This window comes from Nocardioides sp. (assembly GCF_035697785.1).
Taxonomy (GTDB): domain Bacteria; phylum Actinomycetota; class Actinomycetes; order Propionibacteriales; family Nocardioidaceae; genus Nocardioides_B.
Genome location: NZ_DASSCL010000142.1, coordinates 42098 through 51636 on the forward strand (window position 1 = coordinate 42098; position 9539 = coordinate 51636).

The following is a 9539-nucleotide window of genomic DNA, read 5'->3' on the forward strand; positions in this document are numbered from 1 at the left end:
CGACTGGTTGCTGATCGACGTGGAAGTGGAGAAGCGGATCGTCATCGTAGCCGCGGACACGCAGACCTGAGGGAAAGGGACACACCCAGTTGGGCCGGGTCTGACGGTTCACGGCCGACCCGACCGCGCGTGGTCCGCCGTGTCGACGCGAAGCCGCTACTCGCTGGCGCCGAGCGTGACACCCAGCGCGATCATCATGCCTCCGCCCGACGCACTCAGCTTGTCCAACCGGTGAGGCTTGCGGGCGAACCAGTCACGCGCCTTCCCGGCGCCCAGCGCCCAGAGGCTGTCCGAGCAGACGGCCAGGATCCCGAAGACGATGCCGAGAAGCGCCACCTGCGCTGCGGCCGGACCGGAGTCGCTCGTGAACTGGGGAAGGAACGCGACGAAGAACACGATCGTCTTCGGGTTGGTGACCCCGACGACGAAGCCGGTGCGAACCGCGTGACCACGCCTGGCCGGCGCCCGCTCCGGGCTCTCGAGCGCAACCCGGGCGTCGGCCCGGTGCCGGATGGCCGATACTCCGAGCCACACCACGTACGCCGCGCCGACCAGCTTGAGCACGGTGTACGCCGTGGCGCTCGCCGCCACGACGGCGCCTAGGCCGAGCGCGACGAAACCGACCTGCGCGACGAGCCCCAGCGCGTTGCCGACGACCGAGAGCAACGCCTCGCGTCGGCCGACGGTGAGCGCGCGACCGATCGTGAACAAGAGGCTCGGCCCTGGCACCTGGATGAACAGGATCGAGGCCACCAGGAACGCGAGCCACTGGCTTGACGTGGGCATGCCGACCATTGTCGGGCCTCCGCGCTCGATCGGCATCTCCTTAGGCGCAGCTCGGGCCGGTCGCCTTCGCCGTGAACGAGCAAGGAGGCAGGGCTGCCCCAAGCGCTCCCGGGCGTCGGCAAGAGACGCTCCCAGCGCGGGCCTGCCTCGGAATAGGGCGCCGTCCTCGTTCTGTCCAGCGCGATTCCGCAGCCGAATCTGACGTTGTCGCGGGTCCACGGCTCGCTGGACCGGACATCACCAGAGATATCGCGGCGCACGCCAGCTGACCCCGGGTCGTCGATGTGTTGCGTGGCTCCGCGCCGGACGAGGCTCGCTGCGGGCCGGGGGTAGGCGAGCCTCGTCCGACGTCGAGCGGTCAGCGCAAGCCGATGCGACTCGAGCAGGCCGGCCAGGCGCCCCACCCCTGGTGGCGGCGAACCCGCTCCGCGATCCGGATCTGCTCGACCTTGCTGGCCCGGTGCGCGGCGCGGGCGAACTTCCCGCCACCGAAGGCCCGCCACGTCGACCCGCTGAACTGCAGGCCGCCGTAATAGCCGTTGCCGGTGTTGATGTGCCAGTTGCCGCCCGACTCGCAGCGGGCCAGCCGGTCCCAGACTCGCACGGGCGCCGCCTGAGCAGGGCTGGTCGTGCCTACGACGCTCAGCACGCCCGCCGAGACCAGGGTCACCAGCATCAGCAAAACGGCGCGCGTCATCCTCAATTCGGACATGGTTCATCCCTTCCACGCCTACGAGGTGAGCTGTCGGGTTCGGGCGGAAGCTGCCCGGCCGCGTCTACGCGGCTTCACCCCAAGGACCGGTCTGTGCCGGCCCGGGAGATTGGTTCCCCCGCTCCTGCCTTCGAGCGGTGGACATGACACACCGGCAGGCAGGACTCGGCGTCCGGTGGCCGCCCCCGCACTGACGCGGGAACCCAACCATGGTGCAAGGAATGGCCGGACAAACCAAAGCGAGCGAGTCCTGAGCACGCCTCCGCCGTCGTCGCACCCGGCGCATTTCGCGAGGTTCGCCCCGTTCTGTACGGGTCAATCGGTCGTGACCCGTGTGCGTGTTCTCACAGCGGCGATCGGAGGCTTCTGCCTCCCTAAGGGGTCCTCGACGGGCCACCCGGGTGCGGCGTACTGCCGGACACACCACTGGAAATCCGAGAGCCGCCCTCGCCGTGCCCGACCCAGGTCATCAGCTCCATCTCCGGCTCGTCCCGGGGACCGAAGTGTCCGCCGTCGACCCAGACCACCCGAGCGTTCGGCAGGCGCTGCACGAGCCAGTCGCCGTGCGCGGCTGGGATCACGTCGTCGCGGGCCATCATCAGCCGGGTCGGCGCGCGGACGTCGGACAAGGAGAACCCCCATTCGCGGGCCTCGGAGAGCATGTCGTCGACGAAGCCGTGCGACCCCTGCCGCGTCGCCTCCTCGAAGGCGACCAGGAGCATCGCCCGCACCTCGTCGGGAGCATCGACCCCCGGCAGGCCCTGCTCGATCCAGTCGACGGTCTCGAGCCAGTCCCGTTCGATCGCCTCCTCCCCCCGCAGTGGAAGTGCCCACTCGGTGCGGGCTTCCTCGTCCATGCCGTCGAAGACGTCCAGCCCCTCGGCGGTGAACGGTGCAGCACCCACGACGGTGGCGCATCGCGTCACCCGGTCCGGCAGCAGCGCCCCGCAGGCCAACGCCGGCGCCGCGCCCCCGGACACCCCCGCCACGCCGAACTCGCCCAGCCCTACGGCGTCCGCGATCGCGCGGACGTCTGCCGCCGTGTCCGCAGTCTTCCGACCCCTCAACCGGGTGGACAGTCCGAAGCCGGGCCGGTCGTAGGTGTAGACAGAGAGCCGGTTCCGCCGGTACTCGTCCTCGCTGTGGCGCAGGAACCGGCTGCCCGGCGTGCCGTGCAGGTAGAACACGGGTGCGCCGTCCGGGTCGCCCCACCGGCAGAAAGCCAGGGTCCGCCGGTCGACCGTGGTGACCGTCTCGGTCGACCCCTCGTCGGTGATCGGCATCGCGCCGCCCCCGTTCGCACTGATGCGCTCACTGTGCCGCCTGACCGAGGACGCCCGCAACGCCGGACAAGGACCCAGCGGAGACGCGGGAGCGCTGAAGCCCTCCACTACGCTGTGACGCGGGTTGGAACTCGTGTCGAACCACAACGGAGCTGTCCCCCTGGGTTCTCCCGATGCGAATACCTATCCCCCGCCCTCGTAGCTCAGCTGGATAGAGCGCCGGACTTCTAATCCGATGGTCGCAGGTTCGAGTCCTGCCGGGGGCGCGCAGTTCCGCTGACGAGAGGAGAGCCCGTGCGCGCCGTGGTCGTCGAGCAGACCGGAGGATCCGAGGTCCTGCAGGTGAGGGAGCGCGATCCGCAGGCCCCGCTCTCGGGGCACGTCCGCGTCGACGTGGCTGCCTGCGGCGTCAACTTCATCGACGTCTACCAGCGCACCGGCGCCTACCCGAAGACGCTGCCGTTCGTCGCAGGCTCGGAGGGCGCCGGCACCGTGGCGGAGGTCGGACTCGACGTCGCGGACGTGTCCGTCGGCGACCGGGTCGCCTGGGCGATGGTCGACGGCGCGGGGTACGCCGAGGAGGCGATCGTTCCGGCCGACCGACTGGTGCGCGTGCCCGACGGCGTCGACCTCGACGCGGCCGCAGCGGTGATGCTGCAGGGCATGACCGCGCAGTACCTGTGCGAGTCCACGTTCCCGGCCGGGCCCGAGCACACCGCGCTGGTGCACGCGGCCGCGGGCGGGGTCGGGTCGCTGCTCACGCAGATGCTGTCCGCGAAGGGCACCCGAGTTATCGCCACGACCTCGACACCGGAGAAGGCCGAGCTCGCGCGCGGCGCAGGTGCCGCCGACGTCGTGCTCTACACCGAGACGGACCTGGTCGAGGAGGTCACCCGCCTGACCGGCGGCGCCGGCGTCCATGTCGTGTACGACGGAGTGGGCGCGACGACCTTCGACGCCGGCCTGGAGCTGCTGCGCCCTCGCGGGATGATGGTGCTCTATGGCGCTTCGTCCGGCCCGGTACCCCCGCTCGACCCGCAGGTGCTCAACCGGCAGGGCTCCCTGTTCCTGACCCGGCCGACCCTGGCCCACTACATCCACGGACGGGACGAGCTCGTCGAGCGCGCGGGAACCGTGCTCGCCCAGGTCGCGTCCGGCGCCCTCGACGTCCGGATCGGCGGACGCTACGGGCTCGAGGACGCCGGCCGCGCCCACGACGACCTGGAGGGCAGGCGCACCACCGGCAAGCTGCTGGTCATCCCGTGACCCGCAGGCCCTAGCTCCCGACAGGTCCGTCCCACGCCGCCAGGTAGTCGGAGATCTCGCCGGCGAGCGCGGCCTTCTCGTCCTCGGGCAGGAACGAGGCGCGCACGGCGTTCGTCGCCAGGGCGGCAACGCCGGCAGCGTCGAGGTCGAGCAGCTCCGCCGCGATCTGGTACTCCCGTGTGAGGGTGGTGCCGAACATCGGCGGGTCGTCGGAGTTCACGGTGACCAGTGCGCCCGCGTCGTACAGCGCCCGGATCGGATGGTTCTCGAGCGTGTCCACAGCGCGGGTGGCGATGTTGGAGGTCGGGCACACCTCGAGCGGGATCTGGTGGTCCACCAGGTGCTCGACCAGCTTCGGGTCCTGGACCGCGGAGGTGCCGTGACCGATCCGCTCGGCACCGAGGTGCTCGAGCGCGTCCCAGATCGTCTGAGGTCCCGTGGTCTCCCCCGCGTGCGGCACGCTGTGCAGGCCCGCGGCGCGAGCCCGGGCGAACACCGGCTCGAACTGGGGACGCTCGACTCCGATCTCCGGACCCCCGAGGCCGAAGCCGATGAGAGTGTCCGGGGCATGGTCGACCGCGTACTCGACGGTGGCCTCCGCGGCCGGCAGGCCAAACTCGCCCGGGATGTCGTAGACCCATCGGAGCCGGATGCCGTGGTCGCGCTCTGCGGAGGTGCGGGCGTCCTCGACCGCCTCGACGAATGCCTCGATCGGCACGCCCGCCATCACCGACGTGTACGGCGTCAGCGTCATCTCGGCGTACCGGACGTTCTGGGCAGCCATCTCGGCGGCGACCTCGTAGGTGAGCAGCCGGACGTCGTCGGGCTCCCGGACCAGGTCGACGACGGCGAGGTAGACCTCGATGAAGTGCGCGAAGTCGCGGAACCTGTAGAACTCGCGCAGCGCGTCCAGGTCGGACGGCACCTTGCCGGGGTGCCGGGCCGCGAGCTCCGAGACGATGCGCGGCGACGCTGACCCGACGTGATGCACGTGGATCTCGGCCTTGGGGACGCCGGCGATGAAGTCGCGGAGACTGCCCGGAAGTCCGGGCGCGGGGTCGGGGGGCGGCAGGGTCGCTTCGGACATGCGCACCATCCTGCCGTTTCCCACTCGACCCGAGGTGGAGCACCCGCGTGACGGAGGACACGCCGTGACCGGGTGTCGGTCCCGGATGGTCGGGCCGGGACGGGGTACAAAGGGTGAGGCCCCGCAAAGTATGAGTTTGCGGGGCCTCAAGTTTGTCCGGTCGTGACGCTCCCGAACTCACGGTCGGTCCGGTCGATCCGCGGCCTCGTCACCGGCCGATCCGGTGGATTGCTCCACCGGCCTGGATCCCGTTTCCATCCGATCCCGCCTTCGGGTCTCCCCGTTGGCGTGAGAGATTTCTATCCCGCGAAACCCCTTGGCCACAAGGGGTTTCTGGCAACTTTCGCGCCCGATTTCGGGTGCCACGGCGTGTCCGCGAGGACACGCCGTGGACGCCGAACTTGTCCCCAGGGTTGTCCCCAGCATCCACAGGGTGCGCGCCAGTGGTCACCCGCCGAGGGCGGCCTGCACGGCCTCATCCAGCTCCTTGACGAGGGCGTCAATGGTGGTCGCCTCGAGTGGCTCGCCGTCGACCATCACGGTCGGCGTGGACGACACCCCGGCCCGGTTGGCCGCGTCGGTGGCGTTGCGCACCCACTGCTCGAACTTCCGCTGCTCGATGGGGCCCGCGACCCGGTCGCGGGTCGCACCGGCCTCGACCGCCAGGTCGACGAGCTCGTCGTCGGACAGGCCGTCGGTGCCCTCCTCGGGCTGGTTCTCGAAGAGCAGGTCGTGGAACTCCCACGCCACCTCCGGCCCGGCTGTGTCGAGGACGACGGCGAGGGCGTTCATCGAGCGCGTCGAGTAGTCCGTGCCGTTGGAGGCCCGGTCCAGGAAGGACAGCACCCGGTACTCGACCCGCACGTCACCGGCGTCGACGTACGACGAGAGCAGGTCCCGGCTCGCGGCCTCGAACTGCCCGCAGAACGGGCACATGAAGTCCTCGTAGATGGTCACGGTGACCGGCGCCTCCGGGTCTCCCCGCGGCACCGCGTAGTCGTCCACGACACCAGCGGGTGGGGTGGCGACCTGACCGGTCGTGTCGCGGGAGGACTGCACGGCGTACCCGATGCCCAGCACCAGGGCCAGCACCACCACGACGCCGGCGGCGATGAACCCGTTGCGGCGACGGCGCTCCTTGCGCTCGTGCGCCTTGCGGATCTCGGCCGCGCGTTCGTGGGTGGCGAGCTGCTCGGCCCGCCGGGTCGCGTTGGACTTCTTCTTGGACATCTCTTGTTCTCTCGTGTTCAGTCGTCGACGGGGAAGAGCCGGTTGTCCAGCGCCCATGGGCTCCGGGGACGCAGCACCAGCCACCCGGAGGCCAGCAGCAGGCCGACGTCGCGGGCGATCTCCCAGGGGTACTTCGACGCGTAGTCCTCCAGGGTGCCTGCGCCGCCGCCGAAGCACCCGCACTCGATGGACAGGCCGCGCGCCCAGGCCGACGCGATCCCGGCGATGAAGGCCAGCAGGAGCACGCACGACACCACCGCGTTGGCACGCACCAGGAGCCCGACCAGCAGGCAGACGCCGATCAGGACCTCCAACACCGGCAGCGAGTGACCGACCAGCGGGACCACGGCCTCCGGGAGGATCCGGTAGTTGCGGACGGCCCGGACGCTCTCCGTCGGGTCGGGGATCTTCAGCGCTCCCGCGGCCACCCACACAGTGCCGACCACGAGACGCGCGAGGACCCCCAGCCATTGCATGGCGCCCAGACTAGTGACGCATCCTGAGCGTCGACTGAGGCTTTCGGCCCGGTTTGGCCGGGCCCTTGGCCCAGGTCCTTTGCATCGGGGGGCCGATGTCGATCGCCGGTGACGGCGTACGGCGCCCGCCGGTGTCCGCCGATCCGTCCAGTAGCCTCCTAACCGTGAACGACCGTCTGGTGTGGATCGACTGCGAGATGACCGGCCTCGACCTGGGCGCCGACGCGCTGATCGAGGTGGCGGCGCTGGTCACCGACTTCGACCTCAACGTGCTCGGTGACGGGGTCGACATCGTCGTGAAGCCGCCGCCCGAGGCACTGGACCAGATGGACGACTTCGTCCGCAACATGCACACCGTCTCCGGGCTGCTCGACGTGCTGGCCGACGGCGTCACCCTGGAGGAGGCCGAGCAGCAGGTCCTCGGCTACATCCGGGAGTTCTGCCCGGAGGGGAGCCGACCACCCCTGGCCGGCAACACCGTTGCCACCGACCGGGCTTTCCTCGCCCGGGACATGCCGGACCTCGAGGCCTATCTGCACTACCGGATCGTGGACGTCTCCTCGATCAAGGAGCTGTCCCGGCGCTGGTACCCCCGGGCCTACTTCAACGCTCCGGCCAAGTCCGGCAACCACCGGGCCCTCGCCGACATCCAGGAGAGCATCGAGGAGCTGCGCTACTACCGCTCGGCGGTGTTCGTCCCGCCCCCGGGGCCAGACAGCGACACCGCCAAGGGGCTCGCCGCAGAGCACGGCGGGTCCCTGACCGGGGTCGTCCCGGCGACGCCGGCGGACGGTGACGCCCCCGGTTCGGAGACCCCCTGAGAACGGGTACACTGTTCGCTGCTTCGGCTTCTCCCGTGCACGCACGGAGGGGCCGTCGCGACTGTTGGCCGGTCTCGACACCGGTCACATGGTGGGCGTAGCTCAGCTGGTAGAGCGCCGCGTTGTGGTCGCGGATGTCGCGGGTTCGAGTCCCGTCGTTCACCCCAAGAGGCTCAGCGGGCCGCCCGCGCGCGCGACTCCTGTGCGGTGGCGAGCAGCTCCTCCGCGTGTGCGATCGCGGTGTCGGACTCCTCCAGGCCGGCCAGCATCCGGGACAGCTCACGGACCCGGCCGCCGTCGTCGAGAGTGGTCAGACCGGACGTCGTGACGGTCCCGTCGTCGCTCTTGACCACGACGACGTGCTGGTCGGCGAAGGCCGCCACCTGTGGCAGGTGCGTGACCACGAGCACCTGGGCGTGCCGCGCCAGCCGCGCCAGCCGGCGGCCCACCTCGACGGCGGCCTTGCCACCGACGCCGGCGTCGACCTCGTCGAACACGAAGGTGGGCACCGGGTTGGTCGCCGCCAGCGCCACCTCCACCGCCAGCATCACCCGGCTCAGCTCACCCCCGGAGGCGCCCTTGCCGAGCGGGCGCGCGTCGGCTCCGCGGTTGGCGGCGAGCAGCAGCTCGACGTCGTCGAGGCCAGTGGGACCGAAGCGCAGGGTCCGCTCCCCCACCACCAGGCCGCCGGGGTCGGCGTGCTGGGTCACCGCGACCGCGACCTCGGCGTGCGGCATCGCGAGAGCGGTCAGCTCCTCGGAGACGACCTTGCCGAGCTTGACCGCCGCCTTGGTGCGCAGGTCGGTGAGGGTCGCACCGTGGGTGGCCAGCGTGGCCCTCAGCCCCGCGGCCCTGGCCTTCAGCTCCTCGATCCGCTCGTCGGTGCCGTCGAGCTCGAGCAGGCGCCTGGCTCCCTGCTCCGCCCAGGCAAGCACCTCGTCGATCGTCTCGCCATACTTGCGGGTGAGCGCAGTCAGCGCCGCCCGTCGCTCCGAGACGGCGGCAAGACGGCCCGGGTCGGTCTCGAGGGAGGCGGCGTAGGACGCGACGTCGCCGGCGAGGTCGACGAGCAGGTGGCTCAGCTCGGCGAGCCGGTCGGCGAGCTCCCCCGCCGCCGGGTCGTGGTCGCGCACGCCGTCGAGCGCCCGCCGCGCCGCGCTGGTCGTGGCCAGGGCATCGGGTGCGCCGTCCTCGCTGGAGAGCGCCTCGCGGGCCGTCTCGGCAGCCGTGCGCAGCGTGTCGGCGAAACCGAGCCGGGTCTCCTCGGCGGCGAGCCCGGCGTCCTCCCCCGGCTGCGGGTCGACCGCCTCGACCTCGCCGAGGCCGAACCGCAGCTGGTCGGCCTCCCGCGCGCGCTCCCGAGCCGAGCCGACCACCTCGGCGAGCGTCCGCTCGGTCACGATGAGCTCGGCCCACAGGGCGGCGTACGACGACGCGGTCGCGGCCAGCGCCTCGCCACCGAACCGGTCGAGCGAGGCACGCTGGGCACCGGACCGGAGCAGGCGGTGCTGGTCGGACTGGCCGTGCACGGCCACGAGGGGCTCGGCGACCTCGGCCAGGGTCGCGACCGGCACCGACGCGCCGCCGACCCAGGCGCGCGAGCGCCCCTGTGCGGCGACGTTGCGGGCGAGGACGACCTGGTCCTCCTCCACCTCACCGCCGGCGTCCTCCACGGCCGTACGGAAGCCGTCGAGGTCGCTGACGGCGACGACGCCCTCGACGCGGGCCTGCTTGGCACCCGAGCGCACCGCGCCCGAGTCGGCACGTCCGCCGAGCAGCAGACCCAGTGCGGTCACGACCATCGTCTTGCCCGCGCCCGTCTCACCGGTGATCACCGTCAGGCCCGGCCCGAGCTCGAGCGTCGACGACTCGATGACG

Annotated in this window: 9 protein-coding genes, 2 tRNA genes and 1 riboswitch; of the genes, 4 read left to right on the top strand and 7 right to left on the bottom strand. The window is 71.3% G+C overall.

The window, feature by feature from the left end; genetic code table 11:
• Positions 1–156: 156 nt before the first annotated feature.
• The 3 genes from VFH10_RS15370 to VFH10_RS15380 form a co-directional block, all read right to left on the bottom strand.
• Positions 157–786 carry a LysE family translocator gene (locus tag VFH10_RS15370; protein ID WP_325130090.1) on the bottom strand — a complete coding sequence of 210 codons (630 nt, stop codon included), beginning with the start codon at positions 784–786 and terminating at the stop codon, positions 157–159.
• Positions 787–1144: 358 nt separating this feature from the next.
• Positions 1145–1483 (bottom strand): transglycosylase family protein, encoded by a 339-nt coding sequence (locus VFH10_RS15375; RefSeq protein WP_325130092.1) that lies wholly within the window; start codon positions 1481–1483, stop codon positions 1145–1147.
• Positions 1484–1498: 15 nt separating this feature from the next.
• A riboswitch (cyclic di-AMP (ydaO/yuaA leader) is annotated at positions 1499–1645 on the bottom strand.
• Between the two features lie 227 nt (positions 1646–1872).
• Positions 1873–2781: an alpha/beta hydrolase gene (locus VFH10_RS15380; protein ID WP_325130093.1), complete on the bottom strand. Its 909-nt coding sequence runs from the start codon at positions 2779–2781 to the stop codon at positions 1873–1875.
• Between the two features lie 192 nt (positions 2782–2973).
• On the opposite strand from VFH10_RS15380, the gene VFH10_RS15385 reads away from it, so the two are divergent.
• Both VFH10_RS15385 and VFH10_RS15390 read left to right on the top strand, forming a co-directional pair.
• Positions 2974–3047, top strand: a tRNA-Arg gene (locus tag VFH10_RS15385).
• A 28-nt stretch (positions 3048–3075) separates the two neighbouring features.
• The gene (locus tag VFH10_RS15390; protein WP_325130095.1) at positions 3076–4047 is read left to right on the top strand and encodes a quinone oxidoreductase; all 972 of its coding nucleotides are present in this window, start codon (positions 3076–3078) and stop codon (positions 4045–4047) included.
• A gap of 10 nt (positions 4048–4057) precedes the next feature.
• On the opposite strand, the gene VFH10_RS15395 is transcribed toward VFH10_RS15390, so the two are convergent.
• The 3 genes from VFH10_RS15395 to VFH10_RS15405 form a co-directional block, all read right to left on the bottom strand.
• On the bottom strand, positions 4058–5134 hold the full coding sequence (locus VFH10_RS15395) for an adenosine deaminase (protein WP_325130098.1): 1077 nt from the start codon (positions 5132–5134) through the stop codon (positions 4058–4060).
• Between the two features lie 447 nt (positions 5135–5581).
• Positions 5582–6364: a DsbA family protein gene (locus VFH10_RS15400; RefSeq protein WP_325130100.1), complete on the bottom strand. Its 783-nt coding sequence runs from the start codon at positions 6362–6364 to the stop codon at positions 5582–5584.
• Between the two features lie 17 nt (positions 6365–6381).
• A complete protein-coding gene (locus VFH10_RS15405) occupies positions 6382–6840 on the bottom strand; it encodes a MauE/DoxX family redox-associated membrane protein (protein WP_325130102.1) in 459 nt (152 codons plus the stop codon).
• A 164-nt stretch (positions 6841–7004) separates the two neighbouring features.
• Here VFH10_RS15405 and orn point away from each other — a divergent pair, with 164 nt between their 5' ends.
• The gene (orn, locus tag VFH10_RS15410) at positions 7005–7661 is read left to right on the top strand and encodes an oligoribonuclease (RefSeq protein ID WP_325130103.1); all 657 of its coding nucleotides are present in this window, start codon (positions 7005–7007) and stop codon (positions 7659–7661) included.
• Positions 7662–7752: 91 nt separating this feature from the next.
• Positions 7753–7828, top strand: a tRNA-His gene (locus VFH10_RS15415).
• A gap of 6 nt (positions 7829–7834) precedes the next feature.
• Here the strand turns inward: VFH10_RS15415 and recN are convergent.
• The coding region (recN, locus tag VFH10_RS15420; protein WP_325130105.1) for a DNA repair protein RecN at positions 7835–9539 on the bottom strand (1705 nt) is incomplete at its 5' end.